Origin of the sequence: Microbacterium pullorum (assembly GCF_014836535.1) — a bacterium.
GTDB classification, from domain to species: Bacteria; Actinomycetota; Actinomycetes; order Actinomycetales; family Microbacteriaceae; genus Microbacterium; species Microbacterium pullorum.
In genome coordinates this window covers 174186-197982 of record NZ_JACSQP010000005.1, presented here as the reverse complement: position 1 = coordinate 197982, position 23797 = coordinate 174186, and the positions used below count along the sequence as shown (strand labels likewise).

Sequence of the window (23797 nt, the reverse complement as noted above, 5' to 3'; positions counted from 1 at the left end):
CTCCGAAGCCGTGGCGAACACGCGACCAGTGGGGCGCGCGGCGCCGCGCCGTGGGCGTGACCGCGCGCCCGACCAGGCTCAGTTCTCGGCTTTGCCCTGTCGCCAGTAGCCCATGAACGCGACCGCGCGACGGTCGACGCCCTGCTCCGACACGAGCTGGCGGCGCAGGGTCTTGATGACACCAGACTCGCCCGCAAGCCACGCGTACAGCGGCGCACTCTTGAGGGCGGCGCCGCCCTTCGCGGTGCGGGGGACCTCCCACAGGATCTCGGTGTCGACGTCGATCTCTTCGACCTCGGCGCCGCGGCCCGCCGGCGCCAGGCGCGACGCGGCCGTCGCGACAGACGACAGCAGGTGCTCGTGCCGGTCGCCGCTGCGGGCGCTCACGTGGTACTCGAAACCGCGGTGGCGGGGGAGGTAAGCGGCATCCGCTTCGTCGGGCACCTCGAGCACCACGACGCCACGCGCCTCGGCCGGCAGCTGCTCGAGGATCACCGCAAGGGCGGGCGCGGCTGTTTCGTCGCCCACGAGCAGCATGGCGTCGGTCTGCGCGGGCGGGACGAAGTCGATGCCGAAGCTCACCCCGGTGTGGGCGGTGGTGGGTGCGTAGATGAGCACCTCGTCGCCGATGACGGCACGGTCGATCCAGGCGGATGCCGGTCCGATCACATCGTGCGCGACCATGTCGATGTCGACCTCGCGGGACTCGGGCCGCACGGCGCGGGTGGTGTAGGTGCGAAACGGCGGTCGGTCGTCTTCGGGCAGCTCCCGCCACTGCAGATACCAGTCGGAACCGGTGGGCATGGCATCCAACGACACCGTCGGGGTCGGGAAGACCACCTTCACCCGCTGGTCGAAGCCGGTGTCGCCGTACTCGGCCAGGTCGTCGCCCGTGAAGGTGAAGCGGCGGAAACTCGGGGTCAGATCGGTGATCGAGCTCACCCGAGCGCGGAAGAAGCGGGAGGTGTCGGCGGGCGCGCTCATCGGGGACTCCGGGGGTCAGTGGGATCGGGGGCGTCGTCGAGGCTGCCCGCGAGCGGCCGCACGTGGTGGCGGCCGCGGGGGAGCACGATGGGTGCGCCCGAGACGGGGTCGGGGACCACGACGCAATCGAGGTCGAAGACCTCGCGAATGAGCGCGTCGGTGATGACCTCGCTCGGCGCGCCACTCGCGACGATCCGTCCCGCGCGCACCGCGAAGACGTGGTCGGCGTAGCGGGCGGCGAGGTTGATGTCGTGCAGCACCATGACGATCGTCGTGCCGCGGTCGCGGTTGAGATCGGTGAGCAGGTCGAGCACCTCGATCTGGTGGGCGACGTCGAGGAACGTGGTCGGCTCGTCCAGCAGCAGCACGTCGGTCTCCTGCGCGAGCGCCATCGCGATCCACACGCGCTGTCGCTGACCGCCCGACAGTTCGTCGACGGCCCGGTCAGCGAGGTCGGCGATGCCGGTGTCCGCCAGGGCCTGCGCGACGACGGCGTAGTCGCGCTCGCTCCACCGCGCGAGCATCTTCTGATGCGGATGCCGCCCGCGGCCGACGAGGTCGGCCACCGCGATGCCCTCGGGCGCGGTGGGACTCTGCGGGAGGAGTCCGAGGGTGCGGGCGATCTCCTTCGTCGGCCTGCCGCGCAGCGACTGGCCGTCCAGCAGCACCTGACCCGACCGGGGCGCGACCAGCCGGGCGAGCGCGCGCAGCAGCGTGGACTTGCCGCAGCCGTTCGCCCCGACGATCGCGGTGATGCGTCCCGGCGGGATCTCGAGGTCGAGACCCTCGATCACGACGCGGTCACCGTACGCGAGAGTGAGGCCGTCGGCGGCGAGGGTGTGGGTGGTGCTCACAGTGAGCCTCCCGAGCGGTTGGTCCTGATGAGGAGGTAGATGAGGTACGGAGCGCCGAGCACGCCCGTCACCACGCCGACCGGGTAGCGGTTGTCGAACGCGAACTGGCCGATGAGGTCGGCCGCGAGCACGAGGAGCGCCCCGACGAGCCCGGCGGGCAGCAGCGGTGACGCCCCGGCGCCGACGATGCGGGCGGCGATGGGTCCGGCCATGAACGCGACGAAGGCGATGGGGCCGGCGGCGGCGGTGGCGAAGGCGAGAAGGGTGACCGCGCCCACGATCAGCAGCACGCGGGTGCGACGGACGTCGACCCCGAGGCCCGCGGCGGAGTCGTCGCCCAGGCGCAGCGCGCCCAGGCTGCGGTTCTGGCTGAGCATGACGGGTACCAGCAGCAGGCACGACAGCGCGACAGGCAGCACGCCCGGCCAGGTCGCGCCGTTGAGGCTGCCGGCGAGCCACTGCATCGCCGTCTGCAGGTCCCAGGCCGCCGCCCGCGACAGCACATAGGTCACAGCGCTGTCGAGCATCGCGGCGACGCCGATGCCGATGAGGATCAACCGGGTGCCGGCGAACCCACCGCGGTTGGAGAGCAGGTAGATCGCCGCGGCCGTCAGCAGCGCCCCGCCGAGGGCCAGCAGCGAGACCGCCGTCTCGTCGAGCGACAGCACGATGATGCCGAACACAGCGGCGGCGCTGGCGCCCGAGGAGATGCCGATGATGTCGGGGGAGGCGAGCGGGTTGCGCAGCAGCGTCTGGAAGGTGGCGCCCGCGATGCCGAAGGCGAAGCCGGCGAACAGGGCGAGCGTCGCGCGCGGCAGGCGCAGCTCGCCGACCGTGAATGACGCTCCCGGGACGGTTTCGCCGAAGACCACGGCGAGCACCTCGGCGGGGGAGTAGAAGGTCTTCCCGACCATGAGCGTGACCGCGTAGACGACCGCGATCAACGCCACGAGCACGCCCGTCACGAGCGCATGACGGCGTTGACGATGCCGCCTGCCCGCGACGATCTGCTGCACGCTCACAGTTCCCTCACCCGCTGGCGTCGCACGATCCAGATGAACACCGGCGCGCCGATGAGCGCCGTGATGATGCCGACCTCGATCTCGGACGGTCGGGCGATGACCCGCCCGACGACGTCGGCGGCCACGAGCAGCGCGGCTCCCGCGAGTGCCGACAGCGGCAGCAGCCAGCGATGGTCGGTGCCGATCAGCAGTCGGCACAGGTGCGGGATCACGAGGCCGACGAAGGCGATGGGTCCGGCGACCGCGGTGGCGGCCCCGCACAGCACGATGGCCCCGGCGGAGGAGACGAGGCGCGTGCGGGCGACGTTCTCGCCGAGACCCGCGGCGAGGTCGTCGCCGAGGGCGAGCGAGTTCATCCCGCGGGCGGTGGCGAGACAGATGAGTGCGCCGATGCCGAGCACGGGGAGGAGGGCGATGATGCGGTCCCACGTGGCACCGCCGACGCCGCCGATCTGCCAGAAGCGGAAGGTCTCCAGCACGTCCACGCGGGGCAGCAGGACGGCGCTGACCAGGGACATGAAGGCGGCGGAGCTGGCGGCGCCGGCGAGGGTGAGCTTCAGCGGGGTCGCGCCGCCGCGGCCGAGCGAACCGACCGCGTAGACGAAGACGGCCGCGACGGCCGCGCCGGCGATGGCGACGCCCATGACGGCGTAGGGGGCGGAGAGGCCGAAGAACGCGATGCCGATGACGACGGCGAGACTCGCGCCGCCGGAGACCCCGAGGATGCCGGGATCGGCCAGCGGGTTGCGCGTGACGGCCTGCATGGTCGCCCCCGACATCGCCAGCGCCGCCCCGACGAGCAGCGCCAGGACGGTGCGCGGGATGCGGGCGACGACGGCGGCCTCGGCGATGCCGTCGGTGTCACCGCTCAGGCCACGCAGGATCTCGGCGATCGACACGTCGCGCACGCCGAAGGCGACGGATGCCACGACCAGCAGCCCCAGCGCGGCCACGCCCGCGCCGATCCACGCCAGACGCACCGCTGCCGGGCGCCGCAGAGCGGCGGTGTCCGGCAGCGGCGCGGGAGTGCTCTGGTCGATCACCCGACTCAGTTCAGAGCGCCGGCGAGCACGGCGAAGTACTCGTCGATGCCCCAGCCGATCGACAGCGGCGACGGGTTCGCCGATGCCGCGAGCGGGCTCGACTCCTCGAGGATCGCGATGCGGCCCTCGGCGATGGCGGGGATCTGCGAGAGCAGGGGGTCGGCCTGCAGCTGCTCGATGATCGCGCCGTCGGCGGTGCCGTACGTGACGAACACGTCGACGTCGGAGAAGCGGTCGGCTTCTTCGGAGCTGATGGTGAGGTAGAACGCATCGGTGCCCTCGGACTCCTCCGTCACCACGGCCGGCGTGGGAAGACCGAGGCTCTCGAGGAAGCCGGGCCGGGTGTCGTGGCTGGTGTAGAAGCCCACCGTGCTGAAGTCGGCGGGGTCGAGGTAGGAGAACAGCACCTTCGCGTCGGCCAGCGCGGGCTGGGCGGCCAGGGCCGTGTCGACCTCGGCGTGCAGGTCCTCGATCAACTGCTCGCCTTCGTCGGCGAGTCCGAGGACTGCGGAGTTGAGGCGGATCATGTCCTCGTAGGACGTGGCCCACGCGATGTCGGGGTAGGCGACGACAGGCGCGATCTTCGACAGCGTCTCGTACTCCTCGGGCGTCAGCCCGGAGTAGGCGGCGAGGATCACATCGGGCTGGGTGTCGGCCACGGCCTCGAAATCGATGCCGTCGGTCTCATCGAACAGCACGGGGGTCTCGGCGTCGAGTTCTTCCAGCCGCTCCTCGACCCACGGCAGCACACCGTCGCCGTCATCGTCGCCCCACGTGGCCTTGCTCATGCCGACCGGCACGACGCCGAGCGCGAGGGGCACCTCGTGGTTCGCCCACGCGATCGTCGCGACACGCTCGGGCTTCTCGGTGATCGTGGTCTCGCCCAGCGCATGCTGGATCGTGATCGCTTCGAACTCGGCATCCGACGATCCGGCGGAGCCGGCATCTGCGGCCGTCCCACCGGCGCAGCCGGAGAGCAGCAGCGCGGCGGCCGCGAGTGACGCGGCGGCGGCGGTGAATCGTGTGCGGGGCATGGCATCCTCCGTGTGTGGCGGGGCCCCAAGAGATTAGGGCAGGCTTACTTTACTTCCTGGCGAGCCCGTATGCCGAACCGAATCCGGCTGCGTCAGCAACCTGCCATCTCCGGATTCCGCGAAGGAGCGGATGCCGCGACCGTCGCCCGCGCCTGCCGCGCTCGCCGCATCGCCGCGACACGGTCGATCACGATGCCGATCGCGAGGGCCAGCACGATGCCGACGAGTGCGCTGAGGAAGGGCTGGTCGGCCATCCAGTGGCCGGCGAGCACGCCGAGCCCTGTGCTGTAGAGCGTCCACGAGACGGCCGCGATCGCGCTGAGCGGCAGGAACCGGCGCCATAGGTAGGCGAGAGCGCCCGCGGACATGTTGACCGCGACACGGCCGACCGGGACGTAGCGGGCGCCGATGATGAGCGCGGCGGCACGACGATCCAGCGTCGCGGCCGCCCGCGTGAACGCGGCCGCCACCCGCGGGCGTCGCATCCACCCCCACCGGCGCGTACCGACGCGGCGGCCGATTGCATACGCCAGGTTGTCGCCGATCATGGCGCCGAGCGCCGCCGCGATGCCCAGCACGATCAGATTCGGCCCGCCGGACGAGACGGCCACCGCCGCCGCCGCGACGAGCACGGTCTCGCTCGGCACCGGCGGGAAGAACCCGTCCACGATGGCGACGATGAGCATGACGAGGTACAGCCACGGCGAGGCCACGGTCAGCAGGATGAGATCGTTGATGACGTCCACCCCTCGACGCTACGAACGGCCGTCGGCGCGCACATCCCTCTGAGGTAGCACCCGCCTCACTCTGTGGGGGTGTCTTGCGTCCCGAGCGGGCGCACAGGTGGCGCGACCTATACTGGGGGGCTGGCCCTGTGCCTGATTCCACCACCCCCTTCTAAGAACGGACGTTCGCTGTGCTCGCCGTGCACGACCTCGAGATCCGCGTGGGCGCCCGCGTGCTCATGTCGGACGTCTCCTTCCGCGTGTCCGACGGAGACAAGATCGGACTCGTCGGCCGCAACGGTGCGGGCAAGACCACGCTCACCAAGGTGCTCGCCGGCGACCTGCTGCCCGCCGAGGGACGCGTCGACCGCTCCGGCGAACTCGGCTACCTGCCGCAGGACCCGCGTTCGGGGGACCCCGCCATGCTCGCCCGCACCCGCATCCTCGATGCGCGTGGACTGGGCACCCTCGCGATCGGCATGCACGAGGCATCCGTCGCCATGGGCTCGGACGACCCCGCCGTCGCCGCGAAGGCGATGCGACGCTACGCCAACCTCACCGAGCGCTTCGAAGCCCTCGGCGGGTACACGGCCGAGGCGGAGGCGGCGACCATCGCGCACAACCTCTCGCTTCCCGACCGCATCCTCGATCAGCCGCTGTCGACCCTCTCGGGTGGTCAGCGCCGACGCATCGAGCTGGCGCGCATCCTGTTTTCCGACGCCGAGACGATGATCCTCGACGAGCCGACGAACCACCTCGACGCCGACAGTGTCGTGTGGCTGCGGGAGTTCCTGAAGAACTACAAGGGCGGCCTCATCGTCATCTCGCACGATGTGGAGCTGGTCGGTGAGACGGTCAACCGCGTGTTCTACCTCGACGCGAACCGCCAGGTCATCGACGTCTACAACATGAACTGGAAGAACTACCTGCGCCAGCGCGTGGCCGACGAGGAGCGCCGCAAGAAGGAGCGCGCCAACGTCGAGAAGAAGGCCACCGTGCTGCAGATGCAGGCGGCCCGGTTCGGGGCGAAGGCGTCCAAGGCGGCCGCGGCGCACCAGATGGTCGCGCGCGCCGAGAAGATGCTCGCCGGTCTCGATGACGTGCGTCAGGAAGATCGCGTCGCCAAGCTCCGCTTCCCCAAGCCCGCTCCGTGCGGCAAGACGCCGCTCATGGCGACCGGACTGTCGAAGTCGTACGGATCGCTGGAGATCTTCACCGACGTCGACCTCGCGATCGACCGCGGATCCAAGGTCGTGGTGCTCGGACTCAACGGTGCCGGCAAGACGACGCTGCTGCGCATCCTCGCCGGCGTCGACAAGCCCGACACCGGGGAGCTGCAGCCCGGACACGGCCTGAAGATCGGCTACTACGCTCAGGAGCACGAGAACCTCGACGTCAACCGGTCGGTGCTGGAGAACATGATGTCCGCCGCTCCCGACATCACCGCCACCGAGGCGCGCAAGGTGCTGGGCTCGTTCCTGTTCACCGGCGACGACGTGCTCAAGCCCGCCGCAGTCCTTTCCGGTGGCGAGAAGACCCGGCTGTCGCTCGCGACGCTCGTGGTCTCCAGCGCCAACATGCTGCTGCTCGACGAGCCCACCAACAACCTCGACCCCGCGTCGCGCGAGGAGATCCTCGACGCGCTGTCGCACTACGAGGGCGCGGTCGTGCTCGTCTCGCACGACGAGGGCGCGGTGCACGCGCTCAACCCGGAGCGGGTGCTGATCCTCCCCGACGGCGTCGAGGACATCTGGGGTCGCGACTACGCCGACCTCATCACCCTCGCCTGAGCCGCGGGCGTCCGCCGGCGCGTGACAGTGCGGCGCTCAGCGACCCGCGCTGTCGAGCAGGGCGTCCTCGTCCTCGGCATCGCGGTCGCGTCGCACCTTCACCGGTCGCGGCCGCCGTGCAGCACGGCGAGCGGCGGCATCCGCGTCTCCGGACGCCAGGGCGGCCGCAGCGTCGGCGCGGTCGGCGGCGTCCTCACGCCGGTGGCGCAGCTCGGAGCGGATCATGTACGCGATGAACACGAAGCCCATGATCGCGAACAGGATCCACTGGATCGCGTATGACAGGTGTGGGCCCGGGTCCTCGGAGGGCGAGTCGATGGCATTCGGCGTCGTCGCCGGTGCCGGGGCCTCGGACACCATCAGGCCGTAGGCGTCGAGCACGACGTCGTCGCCGCCGTCGATCGCGTCGGCGATGAGCGGCAGGTGGATGGTGGGGACCTGTCCGGCGGGCGCGGAGCGTCCCGAGTTGGGCAGCGCCTCGCCGGCCTTCAGACGCACGACGACCGTGGCCGGTCCCTCGGGGGCGGCCGGCACGACATCGGGGTCGGGCCCGTCGGCACCCGGCGGCACCCAGCCGCGGTCGACGATCACGACGCGGCCGTCGTCGGTGTGGAACGGCACGAGCACCTCGAACGCCGAGGTGCCGCCGTGCGGTCGGTTGCGCACCAGCAGCTGGGAGTCGTTGTCGTATTCGCCGACGAGGGTGACCGGATGCCATTGGTCGCCCGGGTCGAACTCGCCGCCGGCGGGGAGCAGTTCGGTCAGCGGAACCGGGTCGGCATCGTAGTTCTGCGCCACGAGGTCCAGCTGTGTGCTGCGCTCCTCGTTGCGGGCGAACTGCCATTGCGAGAGGTAGGCGCAGGCCACGGCGAAGAGGATCGCCACGACGACGTATCCCGACCAGCGGACGGCGGCGGGCGCGGGCCGGCGGCTCACGAGGTGCCCGCTTCGGCGAGAGTCTCGACGGCGACCGGGAAGTCCCGCGCCGCGAGGTAATCGCGGAGGTAGCCCACGTGCTCGTCGCACGCCGCCCACGTTTTGCGGCGATCGGCGGGGTGGATGCGGGGGTTGCGCCACACCACGAGCCAACGAGCCTCTGCCCGGCAGCCGGCTCGGGAGCAGATGGTCTCGTTCACTTCTCGGGGGCTCCTGGTTCGGGCGGCGGCTGTTCGTCGAGGCGGATGACCTGCGGCCGCTCGACGGGCGGCGGGGGCGGCGTGGTGGGGGCCGCAGGCAGGGCGCGCTCCGGGTTCACCGCTCGCGTCGGCCGGGTGTCCGTGCCGACGTTCGCCAGGACGACCGCGAAGTACGGCAGCACGATCGCACCGATCGCCAGCAGCGCCGTATGCCACCCGTAGGGCGTGATGACCACCATCAGCACGAAGCACGTGGCACGCACGGTCATCGTGATGAGATACGCCGTCATGCGCGATCCCGCTTCGTCCCGCGGTGCGGGCGGGAGCGAGGTCGCAGACTGTGCTCTGGTGGACTTCTTCACGGTGCGTCAAGCCTACGCCGCATGCGGCGGGGCGGTGCCGTGCGCAGGCTCAGTAGTAGATGCGCGAAGACGATGCCGCGACGAAGAAGAGCACGAACCCCACGATCAGCAGGATGAGCAGCGCCAGGCCCACCCAGCCGAGGATCACACCGGTCAGAGCCATGCCGCGGCCCTTCTCGCCGGTCGTCGCGATCTGCCGCAGCGCGATGTGGCCCATGATGGCACCGGCGAGCGACCCGAGGACGGGGACGAACGTGACGCCCGCGATGCTGGCGATCATCGAGATGAGCGCCAGCACGTTGGTCTTCACTTCGCCGTAGCCGTACGCGCCGTAGGCGGGCTGTCCGTAGGCGGGCTGTCCGTAGGCGGGGTAGGCACCCGGCTGCGCGGCGGGGGCGCCGTAGGCGGGCTGCTCCGCGGGCTGGCCGTAGGGCTGCTCTGCGGGCTGACCGTAGGCGGGCTGCGCGGGCGGTGCACCATAGGGCGGCTGCGCCCCATACGGGGGTGCGGCGGGCGGCGGCGAGTAGGCGGGCGGCGAGTACGCCGGCGGTGCGGTGTACTCGGGCGGCGGCGTGTAGGCCGGCGGCGTGGAAGGCGGAGTCGGCGCGGCCGGCTCGTTCGCGCCCTCAGCGGGGGGAGTGCTGTCCGAAGTGCTCAACGACGTGCCTTTCCTAGAACCTGGTCCCAGCGTCCCAGTGCGATCGGCGGGTGTCAAACGGGGGCGGCGGTAGGCTGGGGCGGTTTCACGTCCGCGCATTCCAGGGAGCCTGTTCATGACCACTGCACGCGTCGTCCTCGTCACCGGAGGCAACCGCGGCATCGGCCGCTCCATCGCCGAGCGTTTCGTGGCGGAGGGGCACCGCGTCGCGGTGACGGCACGATCGGGCGAGGGCCCCGAGGGCACGCTGACGGTGCGCGCCGATGTGACCGACGCCGCGTCGGTGGATGCCGCGTTCACCGAGGTCGAGCAGCAGCTCGGCCCTGTGGAGGTCGTCGTCGCCAACGCCGGTATCACGAAGGACACGCTGCTCATGCGCATGTCGGAGGACGACTTCGACTCCGTCGTCGCCACCAACCTCGGTGGCGCCTTCCGCGTCGTCAAGCGGGCGTCGAAGGGGATGCTGCGGGCGCGCTGGGGTCGGGTGATCCTCATCTCCAGCGTCGTGGGGCTCTACGGCTCGGCCGGCCAGACCAACTACGCGGCCTCCAAGAGCGGCCTCGTCGGATTCGCCCGCTCGCTCACCCGTGAACTCGGTGGTCGCGGCATCACCACGAACGTCGTCGCCCCCGGTTTCATCGAGACCGAGATGACCGCGTCGCTGCCCGAGGCCACGCAGGCCGAATACAAGCGCAACATCCCCGCCGGCCGCTTCGCGACCGCCGACGAGGTGGCGGGCGTGGTCACGTGGCTCGCCTCCGACGATGCCGCCTACATCTCCGGCGCTGTGATCCCCGTCGACGGTGGCCTCGGGATGGGGCACTAGGCCCCATCGGCTGCCGCGGTCACACCGCCGCGACGATCGCGTCGCCCAAGGCACGCGGCTGCGAGAACTGCGGCCAGTGACCCGACCCGAGGCGCACGATCTGCGCGTCGCGGATCGCGGTGAACTCGGCGTCGAACGCCGGCCACTGCGCGAGCATGGCGGGCAGCGACTGCGCATCCATGCCGCCCGACAGGATCGTCACCGGCACGTCGTGGCGTCGCGGATCGTGCAACGACAGCGCATCGGTGGGCACCCGGGCGGGCACGCTGCGCGTGCGTGGCGCGGTCGCCGCACGCACCTCGTCGTCGAGGTCGGCGACGTCGTCGTGGTCGAAGAAGTCCCAGCCGGGAAAGCCGGCGACCCCGTCGACCACCGGGAACTCCGAGATGTCTGCGCCGTCCGGCGGCGGCACGGTGTCGACGAACACGACGCGCGCCACCCGGTCGGGGCGGGCGTCGGCCGCGCCCCACGCGACATTGCCGCCACCGCTGTGCCCGACGAGGACGACGGGATGGGCCGACCGGTCGATCTCGGCGACGACCGCCTCGACCCAGTCGGCGATGCCGATGTCGGCGCTGTCCGCCCCGGAAGCGCCCACGCCCGGGAGCGTCAGTGGACGAGGGGAGTGGCCGGCCTCGACGAGAATCGGGACGACGGCATCCCACGATGACGCATCGAGCCAGAGGCCGGGGATGAGGATGATGTCCATGCGGTCAGGGTAGGACCGGCATCCGACACCCGCACCCGCTCAGGGCAGGAGCGGGATGACCTGCCGCAGATCGACGGCCTCGATCACGAGGTCGGCCTGCGCGCGCACGGCGGGCTTCGCGTTGAACGCGATGCCGAGCCCGGCGACGGCCATCATCTGCAGGTCGTTCGCACCGTCGCCGATCGCGATGGTGCGGCACAGGGGCACACCGTGGGCGGCGGCCCACTCGCGCAGCGCGGCCGCCTTGCCGGCGGCGTCCACGATCGCCCCTTCGACGAGGCCGGTGAGCGCGTCCGCCGTCGTGCTCAACCGGTTCGCGCGCCAGACATCCACGCCGAGATCGGGCGCGACGGTGTCGAGGATCTCGTGGAAGCCGCCCGAGACGACGGCCGCGACACCGCCGCGCGCATGGATCGCGTCGATGAGTTCCCGCGCACCCGGCGTGGGTTCCACTCGCGCCAGGACGCGCGCGAAGGAGGCCACCGGTACGCCCTCGAGCGTCGCGACGCGCGAGCGCAGGCTCGCGGCGAAGTCCACTTCGCCCCGCATCGCGGCCTCGGTGGCCGCGGCCACCTCGGCGCCGCGCCCGGCTTCGTCGGCGATGAGCTCGATGACCTCGTTGCGCAGGAGTGTGGAATCGGCGTCGAACACGACGAGGAACCGGGCAGGCATCACGCCTCCACGCTATCGCCCGCGGCGTGGTGCTAACGCTCGACGATGACGTTCTTGCCGACGATCGTGATGCCGGAGTCTGTGACGGTGAATCCTCGCGACAGGTCGCGCGCCCGGTCGACACCGACGGTCGCGCCGTCGAGCAGCCGCACGTTCTTGTCGAGGATCGCCCGGTGCACCCGGGCGCCGGCGCCGATGTCGACGTGATCGAACAGCACGGAGTCGGTGATGGTCGACCCGCCGCCGGTGAGCGCCCACGGTCCCACGACGCTGCGTTCGAGGTGGGTGCCGGACAGCACCGACCCGAGCGAGACGATTGAGTCGATCGCGTTGCCCATGCGCCCCACCGAGTCGCGCACGAACTTCGCCGGGGGCGAGTTGACGGTCTGCGAGTGGATTGGCCAGTCGGTGTTGTACAGGTTGAACACCGGGAGGGTGGAAATGAGGTCCATGTGGGCGTCGAAGAACGAGTCGATCGTTCCGACGTCGCGCCAGTAGTCGCGGTCGCGATCGTTGGAGCCGGGCACTTCGTTGCGCTTGAAGTCGTAGACGCCCGCTTCACCCCGATCCACGAAGTAGGGGATGATGTCGCCGCCCATGTCGTGGTTCGAGGTCGACACCTCGCCGTCGTCCTCGACCGCGGCGATGAGTGCATCGGTGGTGAAGATGTAGTTGCCCATCGAGGCGAGCACCTCGTGCGGAGCGTCCGGAAGGCCCGCGGGATCCTGTGGCTTCTCGAGGAACCGGTTGATCTTGGTCGGGTCGGAGTCGTTGACCTCGATGACACCGAACTGGTTCGCCATGGCGATCGGCTGGCGGATGCCGGCGACGGTGGCGGGAAGACCCGAGTCGATGTGCGCGTCGAGCATCTGCCGGAAGTCCATGCGGTACACGTGGTCGGCGCCGACCACGGCGACGATGTCGGGCTTCTCGTCGTTGATGAGGTTGAGGCTCTGCAGGATCGCGTCGGCCGAACCGGAGAACCAGCGCTTGCCCAGACGCTGCTGGGCGGGCACCGAGGCGACGTAGGAATCCAGCAGCGGCGACATGCGCCACGTCTGTGAGATGTGACGGTCGAGGCTGTGCGACTTGTACTGCGTGAGCACGACGATCTGGCGCAATCCCGAGTTGATCAGGTTGGAGATCGCGAAGTCGATCAGGCGGTACTGGCCTCCGAACGGCACCGCGGGCTTGGCTCTGTCCGCCGTGAGCGGCATGAGACGTTTGCCCTCGCCTCCAGCGAGGATGATTCCGAAAACCTTCGGGGTCGCAGGCATGGCTCCACACTATGGCCCCGTCCCCATGCCGGGCCAGCACGGCGCGACGGGTTGCGCGTGTACTAGCGTTCGTGGCATGCGCGTCGACATCGTCACGAAGGAATACCCGCCGGAGATCTACGGAGGCGCGGGGGTCCACGTGACCGAACTCGTCGCGGCGCTTCGCACGCAGCTCGACGTGCGAGTGCGCGCGTTCGGCGCCGACCGTGAGGAGGAAGGCACCACGTCCTACGGCGTTCCGGCGGAACTGGCCACCGCGAACGGCGCGGTGCAGACCCTCGGCACCGACCTCGAGATCGTGGGCGACATCGCCGGCGCCGACGTCGTGCACAGCCACACCTGGTATGCCAATTTCGCCGGTCATCTGGCTTCGCTCCTGCACGGCATCCCGCACATCGTCACGGCGCACTCTCTCGAGCCGCTGCGTCCGTGGAAGGCCGAGCAGCTCGGCGGCGGCTACGCGGTGTCGAGCTACATCGAGAAGACCGCCTACGAGGGGGCTGCGGCGATCGTCGCGGTGAGCGAGGGCATGCGTCAGGACATCCTGCGCAGCTACCCGGCGCTTGACCCCGAGAAGGTCCGTGTCATCTACAACGGCATCGACACCGAGGCGTGGCATCCGGTGTCAGACCCCGAGCTGCTGGAACAGCTGGGGGTGGATGCCACGCGCCCGAGTGTCGTGTTCGTCGGCCGCATCACCCGCCAGAAGGGGCTGCCGTACCTGCTGCGGGCGGCTGCCCTGCTGCCGCCGGAGGTGCAGCTGGTGCTCTGCGCCGGCGCCCCCGACACCCCGCAGATCATGGCCGAGGTGCAGGAGCTGGTGCGCGGCCTGCAGGAGACACGGTCGGGCGTCGTCTGGATCGACCGCCACCTGTCGCGTCACGAGCTGTGCACGCTGCTCTCGGCCGCGACGACGTTCGTCTGCCCGTCGGTCTACGAGCCGCTGGGCATCGTGAACCTCGAGGCGATGGCCTGCGGCGCGGCCGTCGTGGGAACGGCGACCGGCGGCATCCCCGAGGTCGTCGTCGACGGCGTCACGGGGCGCCTCGTCCCCATCGACCAGGTGCAGGACGGCACCGGCACGCCCGTCGACCCTGAGCGCTACGTCGCCGACCTCGCGGCCGTGCTCACCGAGGTCGTCACCGACCCGGAGCGCGCCGCCGCGTACGGACGCGCGGGTCGCACCCGTGCCGCGGAGGACTTCAGCTGGCAGGCGATCGCCGACACGACGGCCGCGCTGTACGCGGAGGTCGCCGGCGCCGGCCGATAGGCTGGAGTCATGGCTGAAGTTCTCGAGTTCTCCGACGTCGTCGTTCGCCGGAACGCCCGGAACATCGTCGATCATGTCGACTGGACCGTCACCGACGACCAACGGTGGGTGATCCTCGGCCCCAACGGCGCCGGCAAGACCACCGTCCTGCAGCTGGCGGCGTCGCTGCTGCACCCGACCTCTGGTGTGGCGACGATCCTCGGCGAACGGCTCGGTCGCACCGACGTGTTCGAACTGCGTCCGCGCATCGGCTTCGCCTCATCGGCGATGGCCCGCCGTGTGCCGCCGGAAGAGACCGTGCTCAACGTCGTGCTGACCGCGGCGTTCTCGGTGCTCGGACGCTGGAACGAGGCGTATGAGGACATCGACGAGCGCCGCGCGCTGCGGGTGCTCGCCGAGTGGAAGCTCGATCACCTCGCCGACCGTACGTTCGGCACGCTGTCGGACGGCGAGCAGAAGCGGGTGCAGATCGCCCGTGCGGTCATGACCGACCCCGAGCTGCTGCTGCTGGACGAACCGACCGCGAGCCTCGACCTGGGTGCCCGCGAGGAGCTGCTGGCCCTGCTCAGTGGTTACGCGCAGGCGCCGACGACCCCCGCGATGGTCATGGTGACCCACCACGTGGAGGAGATCCCGGTGGGCTTCACCCACGTGCTGCTGCTGCGCGAGGGCACCGTGGTCGCCGCCGGCCCCATCGCCGATACCCTGACGGCCGAGAACCTCGGTGAGACGTTCGGCATGCCGATCGCCCTGCACGTCGAGCACGGCCGTTACTCCGCACGCGCCGAATCCGCCTCAGCCTGACCGCGCGCCCGCGCGCCCGCGCCGCACGCACAACGTCGCCAATCCACCCCGGTTCGCACCGGGAAGAGGCCTTCCGGCCCGCCTGAGCTCCGGATCAGCGACATTGTGCGGCCGATGCGCGGGAGCCGCGAGGTCGTCGAGTGCGGTACAGGGCTGGTAGAGTTGTTCCTTGGTGCATTCGCACCTCAGACTTTGACCGTTCTGGCAAAATCCAGATCACCACCTCAAGGACATCTCATGAAGACTGACATCCACCCCGACTACCGGCCCATCGTGTTCCGCGACCTCGGCTCGGGAGAACTGTTCCTCACCCGTTCCACGGTCACCAGCGACAAGACCGTCGAATTCGAGGGCACCGAGTACCCCGTCATCGACGTGGAGATCTCGTCGGCTTCGCACCCGTTCTACACGGGCAAGCAGCGCATCATGGACTCGGCCGGTCGTGTCGAGAAGTTCAACCAGCGCTTCAAGAACTTCGGCACCAAGTAAGTCGCCGCGAAAGAAGGCCCCGCTTCGGCGGGGCCTTCTTCCGTTGGCGGGGAATGTCAGCGCACCGGCCAGTTGCCGTCGAGCGCGTCGTCGGCGTCGAGCCGCCCGATCTTGATGAAGTACTCCGTCAGACTCGCCGCCTGAGCGCGCGCCCAGCCGATCTGCCGCGCGTGCAGCTCCTCCGCGGTCGGCGGCAGCTCCGCGCCGAACCGCTCGGCCAGCGCCTGCGCGACCCGGCCCGCGGCGACCGCATCGGCGCACGCATCGTGCGCGCCCTCCAGCGGCACGGCGTAGTGCGCGGCGACGGCCTCGAGCGTGCGCTTGCCGCGCCGGAACCGATCGTGCGCCTTGTCGAGCACGAGCGGGTCGATGATGGGCGCCGGGTTGCGCAGCGGTGCGATGCCGTGACGCACGGCCTCGTGCTTGAGCAGCGAGAAGTCGTAGCAGGCGTTGTAGGCGACGACGGGGATGCCGGCGGCGAACAGACCCCGCAATGCCGCCACGACGTCGGCGACCACCTCGGCCGCCGCGCGCCCCTCGGCCCGCGCATGCGCGGTCGTGATGCCGTGCACCGCCGTCGCGCCCTCGGGGATCTCCACGCCCGGGTCGGCGAGCCAGTCGCGCGCGTGCACCACGGCACCGGAGCCGTCGATGACGCCGACGTGCGCGGTGACGATGCGGTCGGTCTCGACCTCGACACCGGTGGTCTCGAGGTCGAACACGCCCACCAGGCGCGTCCACGCCGGAATGCGCTCGGGCTCGGGGAAGTCGAGGAGCGGCTCGGGTTGCCACGTCGTCATATCGACAACGCTAGAGCCGGTCGGCGACATCGCCGGGCAGGCACACCGGCGCCCGGCTCGTAGACTCGGAGGATGACCGTCGCGCACCCGTATGCCCCCTCTCTCGCGCGCATCCCGGTGCGTCGCCGCGAGGTCGCGGTGCAGGGCGCGGCGACCGCCTATTGGGAGTACGGGCCCGACGACGCCACCGAGACGATCGTCGCGGTGCACGGCTTCCGCGGCGAGCACCACGGGCTCGAGCCCGTGGTCGCCCACCTCGACGGCATCCGCGTGATCATGCCCGACCTGCCGGGCTTCGGCGAGACCGCGCCGCTCCCCGGCCGCCGTCACGATCTGGGCGCCTACGCGCAGTGGCTCACCGATTTCGTCGCCGCCACCGCGCCCGGAGCGGTCATCCTCGGCCACTCGTTCGGCTCGATAGTGGTCGCTGCGGCCGTCGCCGGGGGACTGCAGAGCCCGCGGGTGATCCTGGTGAACCCGATCGGCGCCCCGGCGTTGGAGGGACCCCGCGGCATCCTCACCCGTCTTGCGGTGTTCTACTACTGGGCGGGCGCGCGCCTGCCCCGGCCGCTCGGCGACGCCGTGCTGCGCAGCCGCCTGATCGTGCGGGTCATGAGTGTCTCGATGACCAAGACGCGCGACCGCGAACTGCGTCGCTTCGTGCACGATCAGCACGACACCTACTTCTCCCGCTTCGCCGACCGGGACGTGCTGCACGACGCGTTCCTCGCCTCGGTGTCCAACGACATCCGCGCGCACGCGCCGGCCATCGCCCAGCCGACCCTGCTGATCGCCGCGGTGCAGGACGACATCACCCCGATCGAGGCGGAGCGTCATCTCGTGACGCTCTTCCCCGATGCGCGGCTGGTCGAGATCGACGGCGTCGGCCACCTCATCCACTACGAGACCCCGCAACCCGCGGCCGAGGCGATCAGGTCGTTTCTGCAGCCTTCCGGCGACGGTACGCGTTGACGTTCATGCGGTTGCCGCAGTTGCCGGTGTCGCAGTACCGCTTCGAGCCGTTCTTGGAGTAGTCGACGTACACCGACAGGCAGTCATCGGCGGCGCAGACCCTGAGGCGGTCGTACTGGTCGGAGCGGATGACGTCGACGAACGCCATCGCCGTCTCGACGAGGATGCGGGTGGCCAGGCCCTCGTCGTCGCCGGTCGCGTGGATGTGCCAGTCGTAGCCCTCGTGGATGACCAGCTGCGGGAGTGCGTCGGCGTCGCGGAGCATCGCGTTCACGAGCGGAACCGCGCCCTCGCGATCGGTCAGCCACAGGCCGCGCAGCCGCGGCCGGATCGCGCGCACGGCATCGACCTCGGCCTGGTCGCGCGTGAAGGATCCGGTGTAGGGGTGCACGGCGAGGTAGGCACGCAGATCGTCCGGCGTGACGAGGCGGTCGACCCGGTCGACGTCTGTCGCGGGGAGGGTGTTGACGAGGTCGACGGCCGCCGCGAGGGACCGGCGAGTGTCACGAGCAAAGACCACATTGACTCCTGACATCGGCGGGGCGTACTGTCACGAGTGAACCTACACGACACTCCTGACAGACCGGCGACCGCATGGCCACGCAGACCGCTCCCACCCCTTCGCCCGTCGCTGCGCCCCGCCGCGTCGCGACCTCGGGACTCGTCATGGCCGTCGCCTCGGCGCTGGCGTTCTCGGCGAGCGGGCCGTTCATCAAACCGCTCCTGGAAGCGGGCTGGTCACTCGGCGCGGCACTGCTGGTGCGCATGTCGCTCGCCGGGCTCATCCTCTCGCCCGCGCTCGTGCGGGCGCTGCGCCGCGAGCGCGGATTCCTGCGACGGCACGGCCTCCTCATCGTCGCGTTCGGGCTGACCGCCGTCGCCGGCTGCCAGCTGTTCTACTTCGCGGCCATGCAACGGATGCCGGTGGCGGTGGCCCTGCTCATCCAGTACGTCGCGCCGGTGCTGCTGGTGCTCTGGGTGTGGCTGCGCACCCGACGTGCGCCCTCCCTGCTCGTGGTGGCCGGGACGGTGCTCGCCATGGGCGGTCTCGTGCTCGTCGTCGACCTCACGGGGGCCCGGTTCGACCTGCTCGGCACGCTGCTCGCGCTCGGTGCGGCCGTCTGCGCGGCGGGCTACTTCGTCATCGCCGAGCGCGCCGGCGACCGGATGCCGCCTCTCGCCCTCGCCGCAGGCGGACTGCTCGTCGGTGCCGTGTTCGTCGCGGTGCTGATGCTCGTGGGCGTGCTGCCCTTCCACGCTCCCGCCGTCACGGTGGAGCTCGCCGGCATGACGCTGCCCTGGTACGTCCCCCTCGGCTGGGTCGGAGCGGTCGGCACGACGCTCGGCTACGCGCTGGGCGTCATGGCGGTGCCGCGCACGGGCGCGCGGCTGGCCTCGTTCGTGGGACTGTCGGAAGTGCTGTTCACCCTGATGGTGGCGTGGCTGGTGCTGGGCGAGGCCCCCGCGCCGATCCAGTTCGCCGGTGGCGCGCTCATCCTCATCGGTGTCGTGCTGGTTCGCCTGGATGCCGCGGCGCCCCTGCCCCGCGCGTCCCGGGTGGTCGCAGGGCAGCCGGCTGCGGCGCTCAGCGCTCCCGTGAGGCCAGTGTCATGAGCGGGCGCACCCGGTAGCCGATCACTTCGCCCATCACCAGCGATGTCTCGGTGCGCTCGACGCCGTCGATGCCGAGGATCCGCGCGTCGATGTCGAACAGGTGCTGCGTGTCGCGGGCGGCGACCCGCACGACGAGATCGACCTGACCGCTCACGCCGTGCGCCTGGATCACCTCGGGGATCTCGGCGATGCGCTGCGTGATCTGCGGCAGATCGGCCTGGGTCACGACGACTTCGACCATCGCCTCGAGCGGGTAGCCCAGGGCGCCGGGGGCGATGGCGCGTTCGTAAGAGAGGAACACCCCGGCACGGTCGAGCTTCGACATGCGTGCCTGCACGGTGTTGCGCGACATCCCGAGCCGGTCGGCGAGTGCCACGACGGTGGCGCGCGGATCCTCGGCGAGAGCGTCCAGGAGGGCGAGGTCGACGTGGTCGAGGGATGTCATAGTGCCAAACGATAGCACGCTGCAAACTGTGCTATTTGCGCAAGTTGCTCAGTTGGTTCCGGGATGCTTGAGCTAGGTGCTCGCGCGACGTACGCTCACCGGAGTCGGCGACGAGGCCGGCGCACGCGCGACGGCGGTCTCACGAGGACCGCCGGACGGAGGGCGACGATGACGTATTCCCCGAGCACCGCGGCTGAACCCGCGACCGATGTCGGGCCGGTGGCCCGGCTCATCACGCCCACCGGCGAGCGCGTGGCCGACTCCACGCTCGATCCCTGGGCAGGCGACGTCGACGACGCCCTGCTGGTCGACCTGTATCGCGACATGGTGCGCACCCGCCGGCTCGACACCGAGGGTGTCGCGCTGCAGCGCCAGGGCCAGCTGGGCCTCTGGGCGCCGTGCCTCGGTCAGGAGGCGGCGCAGGTGGGTACGGCGCGCGCGCTGCGCGAGAGCGACTTCGTCTTCCCCAGCTACCGGGAACTCGGCGTGCAGCTCGTGCGCGGCGCGACCCCGGCACAGCTGGTGGAGGTGTGGCGCGGCGAGGAGCAGTCGATGGGCGATCCGTTCACGCGCAACACCGCGGGCCCGCAGATCATCATCGGCGCGCAGACCCTCCACGCCGTCGGCTACGCGATGGGGATCCAGCGCACGCCCGGGGCCGACGGGCAGCCGTCGGACGACGTGGCAGTGGCGTACTTCGGTGACGGCGCATCGAGCCAGGGCGACGTCAACGAGGCGATGGTGTTCGCGGCATCCTTCGGCGCCCCCGTCGTGTTCGTGTGCTCCAACAACCAGTGGGCGATCTCGGAACCGGTCGCCGTGCAGTCGCGCACGCCGCTGGCCGCGCGGGCGCCCGCCTTCGGCATCCCGAGCCTGCGCATCGACGGGAACGACGTGCTCGCCGGCTTCGCGGCCATGCGCTGGGCGCTGGAGCGGGCGCGTTCGGGTGCCGGTCCCGCCTACATCGAGGCGGTCACCTACCGCATGGGGGCCCATACCACCGCGGACGACCCCACCCGCTACCGCGACCCCGCCGAGCTGGAGCGGTGGCGTGGGCGCGATCCGATCACCCGCGTCGAGACCCTGCTGCGCGGCCGGGGCGCGCTCGACGACGACCTCGTCGCGGAGATCGCCGCCGACGCCGACCGCCTGGCCGCCCAGATGCGCACGGCCTGCCTGTCGGCGCGCACCCGCGATCCGCTCACGATCTTCGACGAGGTGTATGCGGCGCCGCACACAGGGCTCGACCGACAGCGTCGCGCCTACGCGGCCTACCTCGACGGCTTCGAGGAGGAAGCGCGATGACCGAACTCACGATGGCGCGCTCGCTCAACGCGGCCCTGCACCGCGCCCTCGCCGACGACCCCACGGTCGTGGTGATGGGGGAGGACGTGGGCACCCTCGGCGGCGTCTTCCGCGTGACCGACGGCCTGCTGGCCGCGTACGGCAAGAGTCGGGTGATCGACACCCCACTGGCGGAGTCGGGAATCGTGGGAGCGGCGGTGGGATTGGCCTTCCATGGCTTCCGCCCGGTCGTGGAGATCCAGTTCGACGGCTTCATCTACCCCGCCTTCGACCAGATCGTCTGCCAGGTCGCGAAGCTGCACTACCGCACGCGCGGCGCGGTGCGCATGCCCCTGACCATCCGGGTGCCGTGGGCGGGTGGCGTCGGCGCCGCCGAGCACCACTCCGAGTCGCCCGAGGCCTATTTCGTGCACACCTCGGGCCTGCGGGTCGTCGCGGTGTCGAACCCCGCCGACGCCCACATCATGCTGCGCCAGGCGATCGCCTCCGACGATCCCGTCGTGTTCTTCGAACCGAAGCTGCTCTACCACGCCAAGGGGACTGTGGACCTCGAGACCGACCTCGCCGACACGGCGCCGATGGGGCTCGCGCGGGTCGTACGGGAGGGGGTGGACGCCACGATCGTCACCTACGGGGCCCAGGTGGTGACGGCACTGCAGGCGGCCACCGCCGCCGAGGATGACGGATTGTCCGTGGAGGTCATCGACCTGCGCTCGCTGTCTCCGGTGGACTACGACACCGTGGCCGCCTCCGTGCGCAAGACCGGACGCGTCGTGATCACCCACGAGGCGCCGGGGGAGGCGGGCGTCGGGGCGGAGGTCGCCGCGAGCATCACCGAGCGCTGCTTCGATCATCTCGAGGCGGCGCCGGTGCGGGTCACCGGGCACGACATCCCGTACCCGCCCGCCAAGCTCGAACGGCACCACCTGCCCGACCTCGACCGCATCCTCGACGCCGTCGACCGCGTGCTCGATCGTCCGCACAGTCTCTCGGGGGTGCAGCTGTGATCGCCGAGTTCTGCCTGCCCGATCTCGGCGAGGGGCTGCCTGAAGCCGAGCTCGTGCAGTGGCTGGTCACCGAAGGTGACGAGGTGGCCCTCAACCAGACCATCGCCGAGGTCGAGACCGCCAAGGCCATCGTCGAGCTGCCCTCGCCGCACGCGGGGCGCATCACGATGCTGCACGCGGCGGCGGGGGATGTGATCGCGGTGGGGAGCGTGATCATGTCCGTCGACGTCGTGGGCGCCGGCGATGACGCCGACGTCCACACGAACACGGATGCCACGCCCGCCGCAGCCGCAGCTCCCGCCGTGCCCGCGACGGCCGGTGACGCTCCGCGGCCGAACCTGGTCGGCTACGGTGCCGCACCGGCATCGGGCGCGCGTCCGCAGCGCCGCCGCCGCACGGCGAGCGCGGGAGCCGCCGGCGACACCCACGTGCGGCAGGCCGCACCGCACGATGCCGCGCGCACCCTCGAGCCCGAGCCGGCACCCACCGACCGGCCGCGATCCACGCCGCCGGTCCGCCGCCTCTCGAAGGAGCTCGGGGTGGACCTCGCGCTCGTGACCGCCACCGGCCACGACTCCCGGGTCACGCGCGCCGATGTGGGGTCGTTCGCCGCGGGCCGCGCCGCAGCGCCCGCGGCGACGCTGACGCCCATCACGTCGACCGACCCCTCCGACACCCGCATCCCGGTGCGGGGAGTACGCAAGGTCACCGCCCAGGCGATGGTGCACAGCGCCTTCACGGCACCGCACGCGACGGTCTTCCTCACCGTCGACGTCACCGAGACCACGCGCCTCGTCGCGTCGCTGCGCGAGGACCGCGCGCTCGCCGCTCACCGCATCGGCATCCTCGCGGTCGCCGCGAAGGCGGTGTGCCTCACGCTGCCGCGGCATCCGATGCTCAATTCCCGATGGGAGGGGGAGGAGATCGTGCAGTTCGGCCGGGTGAACCTCGGCATCGCCGCGGCGACCGATCGGGGGCTGGTCGTCCCCAACGTGAAGGATGCCGGTGCGCTGGCGCTCCCCGCACTCGCCGACGCGATCGCCGCGCTCGCCGAGACCGCACGGGCGGGGCGCTCCCAGCCCGACGCGCTCGCGGGCGGCACGTTCACGATCACCAACGTGGGGGTCTTCGGGGTGGACGCCGGCACGCCGATCCTCAACCCGGGGGAGGCGGGCATCCTCGCACTCGGCACAGTGCGGCCCACGCCGTGGGAGCACGAGGGTCAGGTGGCGTTGCGGGACGTGCTGACCCTCAGCCTGTCGTTCGACCATCGGCTCGTCGACGGCGAGCAGGGCGCGCGGTTCCTCGCCGACGTGGCCGCGCTGCTGCGCCAGCCGGCCCGCGCGCTGCTGGTCGCCTGATCGGACGCCGCGTGCGGCAGGTCGGGCCGGTCGTTCAGGCCGTGAGGCTCGCCCGCGCCATGGTGCGGAGGATCCCGCGCACGTCGACGTCGGCGGCGGTGTCGCGGGCGACGCGCAGGCTGTGGGGCGTGGAGTTGATGAGCCCGAAGCACGCGTGTGCGCGCACCCGCTGCTCGCCCGCCGTGAGCGTCGGGCGACGCGCGGAGAGCACCTGCACCCACAGTTCGACGTACTCGCGCTGCAGGCGGCGCACGGTGTGCCGGTCGGCATCGCTGAGGTTGCCCAGCTCGCGGTCCTGCACGCGGATGACGTCGGCGGAGGCGAGGGCGAAGTCGACGTGGAAGGCGATGAGGGCGTCGAGCACGTCGTCGGGGTCGCCACCGGCCTCGACGACGTCGCGACCGCCGTCGCGCAGGGTGTGGCTGACGCCGACGAGGATCGCATCCAGCAGGGCGCGCTTGTTGGGGAAGTGCCGGTAGACGGCGGGGCCGGTGATGCCCACCGCCGTGCCGATGTCCTCCAGGCTCACTCCCGCGAACCCGCGGTCGGCGAACAGGCGAGCGGCCTCCCGCATGAGTGACGCCTGGCGGCCGGCCTTCGCACGGCTGCGGTCGGTCGTTCCCGTTGTCATATCAGTT

Annotated in this window: 27 protein-coding genes; 10 read left to right on the top strand and 17 right to left on the bottom strand. The window is 71.0% G+C overall.

What is annotated here, in order from left to right:
- Window positions 1-78: 78 nt before the first annotated feature.
- The 6 genes from H9651_RS09980 to H9651_RS09955 all read right to left on the bottom strand — a co-directional run bounded on the left by H9651_RS09980 (window position 79) and on the right by H9651_RS09955 (window position 5683).
- Entirely contained in the window at window positions 79-984 is a 906-nt protein-coding gene (locus H9651_RS09980) for a siderophore-interacting protein (RefSeq protein WP_191719154.1), read from the bottom strand.
- Window positions 981-1838, bottom strand: coding sequence for an ABC transporter ATP-binding protein (locus H9651_RS09975; RefSeq protein ID WP_191719153.1), 858 nt, complete (start codon window positions 1836-1838; stop codon window positions 981-983). Before H9651_RS09975 ends, H9651_RS09980 begins: the two co-directional genes overlap by 4 nt.
- On the bottom strand, window positions 1835-2860 hold the full coding sequence (locus H9651_RS09970; protein WP_318244836.1) for a FecCD family ABC transporter permease: 1026 nt from the start codon (window positions 2858-2860) through the stop codon (window positions 1835-1837). The genes H9651_RS09975 and H9651_RS09970 overlap by 4 nt, the downstream gene beginning before the upstream one ends.
- On the bottom strand, window positions 2857-3900 hold the full coding sequence (locus tag H9651_RS09965) for a FecCD family ABC transporter permease (RefSeq protein WP_404803009.1): 1044 nt from the start codon (window positions 3898-3900) through the stop codon (window positions 2857-2859). The genes H9651_RS09970 and H9651_RS09965 overlap by 4 nt, the downstream gene beginning before the upstream one ends.
- A gap of 8 nt (window positions 3901-3908) precedes the next feature.
- Complete coding sequence (locus tag H9651_RS09960) at window positions 3909-4937, bottom strand: iron-siderophore ABC transporter substrate-binding protein (RefSeq protein WP_191719152.1); 1029 nt, start codon at window positions 4935-4937, stop codon at window positions 3909-3911.
- Window positions 4938-5029: 92 nt separating this feature from the next.
- The gene (locus H9651_RS09955) at window positions 5030-5683 is read right to left on the bottom strand and encodes a DedA family protein (RefSeq protein WP_191719151.1); all 654 of its coding nucleotides are present in this window, start codon (window positions 5681-5683) and stop codon (window positions 5030-5032) included.
- A 170-nt stretch (window positions 5684-5853) separates the two neighbouring features.
- On the opposite strand from H9651_RS09955, the gene H9651_RS09950 reads away from it, so the two are divergent.
- Entirely contained in the window at window positions 5854-7452 is a 1599-nt protein-coding gene (locus H9651_RS09950) for an ABC-F family ATP-binding cassette domain-containing protein (protein ID WP_191719150.1), read from the top strand.
- A gap of 36 nt (window positions 7453-7488) precedes the next feature.
- Here H9651_RS09950 and H9651_RS09945 read toward each other — a convergent pair whose 3' ends face one another.
- The 4 genes from H9651_RS09945 to H9651_RS14910 are packed head-to-tail and all read right to left on the bottom strand — an operon-like array spanning window position 7489 to window position 9608.
- Window positions 7489-8388: an SURF1 family cytochrome oxidase biogenesis protein gene (locus tag H9651_RS09945; protein WP_191719149.1), complete on the bottom strand. Its 900-nt coding sequence runs from the start codon at window positions 8386-8388 to the stop codon at window positions 7489-7491.
- Window positions 8385-8588, bottom strand: a complete 204-nt coding sequence (locus H9651_RS09940) for a hypothetical protein (RefSeq protein WP_191719148.1) — start codon at window positions 8586-8588, stop codon at window positions 8385-8387. The genes H9651_RS09945 and H9651_RS09940 overlap by 4 nt, the downstream gene beginning before the upstream one ends.
- On the bottom strand, window positions 8585-8950 hold the full coding sequence (locus tag H9651_RS09935) for a DUF3099 domain-containing protein (RefSeq protein WP_191719147.1): 366 nt from the start codon (window positions 8948-8950) through the stop codon (window positions 8585-8587). The genes H9651_RS09940 and H9651_RS09935 overlap by 4 nt, the downstream gene beginning before the upstream one ends.
- A 49-nt stretch (window positions 8951-8999) precedes the next feature.
- Window positions 9000-9608: a DUF4190 domain-containing protein gene (locus H9651_RS14910; protein ID WP_263598650.1), complete on the bottom strand. Its 609-nt coding sequence runs from the start codon at window positions 9606-9608 to the stop codon at window positions 9000-9002.
- Between the two features lie 115 nt (window positions 9609-9723).
- Between H9651_RS14910 and fabG the strand changes: the two genes are divergently transcribed.
- Complete coding sequence (fabG, locus tag H9651_RS09925) at window positions 9724-10434, top strand: beta-ketoacyl-ACP reductase (protein WP_191719145.1); 711 nt, start codon at window positions 9724-9726, stop codon at window positions 10432-10434.
- 19 nt (window positions 10435-10453) lie between these two features.
- Here the strand turns inward: fabG and H9651_RS09920 are convergent, their stop codons facing one another.
- The 3 genes from H9651_RS09920 to glgC are packed head-to-tail and all read right to left on the bottom strand — an operon-like array spanning window position 10454 to window position 13092.
- Window positions 10454-11143, bottom strand: a complete 690-nt coding sequence (locus H9651_RS09920) for an alpha/beta fold hydrolase (RefSeq protein WP_191719144.1) — start codon at window positions 11141-11143, stop codon at window positions 10454-10456.
- A gap of 39 nt (window positions 11144-11182) precedes the next feature.
- Complete coding sequence (serB, locus tag H9651_RS09915; RefSeq protein WP_191719143.1) at window positions 11183-11815, bottom strand: phosphoserine phosphatase SerB; 633 nt, start codon at window positions 11813-11815, stop codon at window positions 11183-11185.
- Between the two features lie 32 nt (window positions 11816-11847).
- Window positions 11848-13092 carry a glucose-1-phosphate adenylyltransferase gene (gene glgC, locus H9651_RS09910; RefSeq protein ID WP_191719142.1) on the bottom strand — a complete coding sequence of 415 codons (1245 nt, stop codon included), beginning with the start codon at window positions 13090-13092 and terminating at the stop codon, window positions 11848-11850.
- Between the two features lie 76 nt (window positions 13093-13168).
- On the opposite strand from glgC, the gene glgA reads away from it, so the two are divergent.
- The 3 genes from glgA to H9651_RS09895 all read left to right on the top strand — a co-directional run bounded on the left by glgA (window position 13169) and on the right by H9651_RS09895 (window position 15655).
- Window positions 13169-14362 carry a glycogen synthase gene (glgA, locus tag H9651_RS09905; protein WP_191719141.1) on the top strand — a complete coding sequence of 398 codons (1194 nt, stop codon included), beginning with the start codon at window positions 13169-13171 and terminating at the stop codon, window positions 14360-14362.
- Between the two features lie 9 nt (window positions 14363-14371).
- Window positions 14372-15166: an ABC transporter ATP-binding protein gene (locus tag H9651_RS09900; RefSeq protein ID WP_191719140.1), complete on the top strand. Its 795-nt coding sequence runs from the start codon at window positions 14372-14374 to the stop codon at window positions 15164-15166.
- A 237-nt stretch (window positions 15167-15403) separates the two neighbouring features.
- On the top strand, window positions 15404-15655 hold the full coding sequence (locus tag H9651_RS09895) for a type B 50S ribosomal protein L31 (RefSeq protein WP_191719139.1): 252 nt from the start codon (window positions 15404-15406) through the stop codon (window positions 15653-15655).
- 56 nt (window positions 15656-15711) lie between these two features.
- On the opposite strand, the gene H9651_RS09890 is transcribed toward H9651_RS09895, so the two are convergent.
- Window positions 15712-16455: an exonuclease domain-containing protein gene (locus H9651_RS09890; protein ID WP_191719138.1), complete on the bottom strand. Its 744-nt coding sequence runs from the start codon at window positions 16453-16455 to the stop codon at window positions 15712-15714.
- A gap of 72 nt (window positions 16456-16527) precedes the next feature.
- Between H9651_RS09890 and H9651_RS09885 the strand changes: the two genes are divergently transcribed.
- Window positions 16528-17427, top strand: coding sequence for an alpha/beta fold hydrolase (locus H9651_RS09885; RefSeq protein ID WP_191719137.1), 900 nt, complete (start codon window positions 16528-16530; stop codon window positions 17425-17427).
- Here H9651_RS09885 and H9651_RS09880 read toward each other — a convergent pair.
- Window positions 17387-17947, bottom strand: coding sequence for a CGNR zinc finger domain-containing protein (locus H9651_RS09880; RefSeq protein WP_191719136.1), 561 nt, complete (start codon window positions 17945-17947; stop codon window positions 17387-17389). The genes H9651_RS09885 and H9651_RS09880 overlap by 41 nt on opposite strands.
- A gap of 74 nt (window positions 17948-18021) precedes the next feature.
- Here H9651_RS09880 and H9651_RS09875 point away from each other — a divergent pair, with 74 nt between their 5' ends.
- Window positions 18022-19041, top strand: a complete 1020-nt coding sequence (locus H9651_RS09875) for a DMT family transporter (protein ID WP_225216601.1) — start codon at window positions 18022-18024, stop codon at window positions 19039-19041.
- Here H9651_RS09875 and H9651_RS09870 read toward each other — a convergent pair.
- Entirely contained in the window at window positions 19013-19486 is a 474-nt protein-coding gene (locus H9651_RS09870) for an Lrp/AsnC family transcriptional regulator (protein ID WP_191719135.1), read from the bottom strand. The genes H9651_RS09875 and H9651_RS09870 overlap by 29 nt on opposite strands.
- Window positions 19487-19654: 168 nt before the next feature.
- Here H9651_RS09870 and pdhA point away from each other — a divergent pair, with 168 nt between their 5' ends.
- Genes pdhA through H9651_RS09855 form a run of 3 tightly spaced genes read left to right on the top strand, consistent with a single transcriptional unit; the run spans window position 19655 to window position 23159 of the window.
- A complete protein-coding gene (pdhA, locus tag H9651_RS09865; protein ID WP_191719134.1) occupies window positions 19655-20791 on the top strand; it encodes a pyruvate dehydrogenase (acetyl-transferring) E1 component subunit alpha in 1137 nt (378 codons plus the stop codon).
- Window positions 20788-21798 carry an alpha-ketoacid dehydrogenase subunit beta gene (locus tag H9651_RS09860; RefSeq protein WP_191719133.1) on the top strand — a complete coding sequence of 337 codons (1011 nt, stop codon included), beginning with the start codon at window positions 20788-20790 and terminating at the stop codon, window positions 21796-21798. The genes pdhA and H9651_RS09860 overlap by 4 nt, the downstream gene beginning before the upstream one ends.
- Window positions 21795-23159 (top strand): dihydrolipoamide acetyltransferase family protein, encoded by a 1365-nt coding sequence (locus H9651_RS09855; protein ID WP_191719132.1) that lies wholly within the window; start codon window positions 21795-21797, stop codon window positions 23157-23159. Before H9651_RS09860 ends, H9651_RS09855 begins: the two co-directional genes overlap by 4 nt.
- A gap of 34 nt (window positions 23160-23193) precedes the next feature.
- Here the strand turns inward: H9651_RS09855 and H9651_RS09850 are convergent, their stop codons facing one another.
- Window positions 23194-23790, bottom strand: a complete 597-nt coding sequence (locus H9651_RS09850) for a TetR/AcrR family transcriptional regulator (protein ID WP_191719131.1) — start codon at window positions 23788-23790, stop codon at window positions 23194-23196.
- Between the last annotated feature and the right edge of the window lie 7 nt (window positions 23791-23797).

Bases quoted from the DNA above. Each gene is read 5' to 3' on its own strand.
- serB (WP_191719143.1), bottom strand. From the start codon at position 11,815: ATGCCTGCCCGGTTCCTCGTCGTGTTCGACGCCGATTCCACACTCCTG.
- glgA (WP_191719141.1), top strand. From the start codon at position 13,169: ATGCGCGTCGACATCGTCACGAAGGAATACCCGCCGGAGATCTACGGA.
- H9651_RS09890 (WP_191719138.1), bottom strand. From the start codon at position 16,455: ATGACGACGTGGCAACCCGAGCCGCTCCTCGACTTCCCCGAGCCCGAG.
- H9651_RS09885 (WP_191719137.1), top strand. From the start codon at position 16,528: ATGACCGTCGCGCACCCGTATGCCCCCTCTCTCGCGCGCATCCCGGTG.
- H9651_RS09980 (WP_191719154.1), bottom strand. From the start codon at position 984: ATGAGCGCGCCCGCCGACACCTCCCGCTTCTTCCGCGCTCGGGTGAGC.
- glgC (WP_191719142.1), bottom strand. From the start codon at position 13,092: ATGCCTGCGACCCCGAAGGTTTTCGGAATCATCCTCGCTGGAGGCGAG.
- H9651_RS09875 (WP_225216601.1), top strand. From the start codon at position 18,022: ATGGCCACGCAGACCGCTCCCACCCCTTCGCCCGTCGCTGCGCCCCGC.
- H9651_RS09895 (WP_191719139.1), top strand. From the start codon at position 15,404: ATGAAGACTGACATCCACCCCGACTACCGGCCCATCGTGTTCCGCGAC.
- fabG (WP_191719145.1), top strand. From the start codon at position 9,724: ATGACCACTGCACGCGTCGTCCTCGTCACCGGAGGCAACCGCGGCATC.
- pdhA (WP_191719134.1), top strand. From the start codon at position 19,655: ATGACGTATTCCCCGAGCACCGCGGCTGAACCCGCGACCGATGTCGGG.
- H9651_RS09850 (WP_191719131.1), bottom strand. From the start codon at position 23,790: ATGACAACGGGAACGACCGACCGCAGCCGTGCGAAGGCCGGCCGCCAG.
- H9651_RS09900 (WP_191719140.1), top strand. From the start codon at position 14,372: ATGGCTGAAGTTCTCGAGTTCTCCGACGTCGTCGTTCGCCGGAACGCC.
- H9651_RS09870 (WP_191719135.1), bottom strand. From the start codon at position 19,486: ATGACATCCCTCGACCACGTCGACCTCGCCCTCCTGGACGCTCTCGCC.
- H9651_RS09920 (WP_191719144.1), bottom strand. From the start codon at position 11,143: ATGGACATCATCCTCATCCCCGGCCTCTGGCTCGATGCGTCATCGTGG.
- H9651_RS09860 (WP_191719133.1), top strand. From the start codon at position 20,788: ATGACCGAACTCACGATGGCGCGCTCGCTCAACGCGGCCCTGCACCGC.
- H9651_RS09960 (WP_191719152.1), bottom strand. From the start codon at position 4,937: ATGCCCCGCACACGATTCACCGCCGCCGCCGCGTCACTCGCGGCCGCC.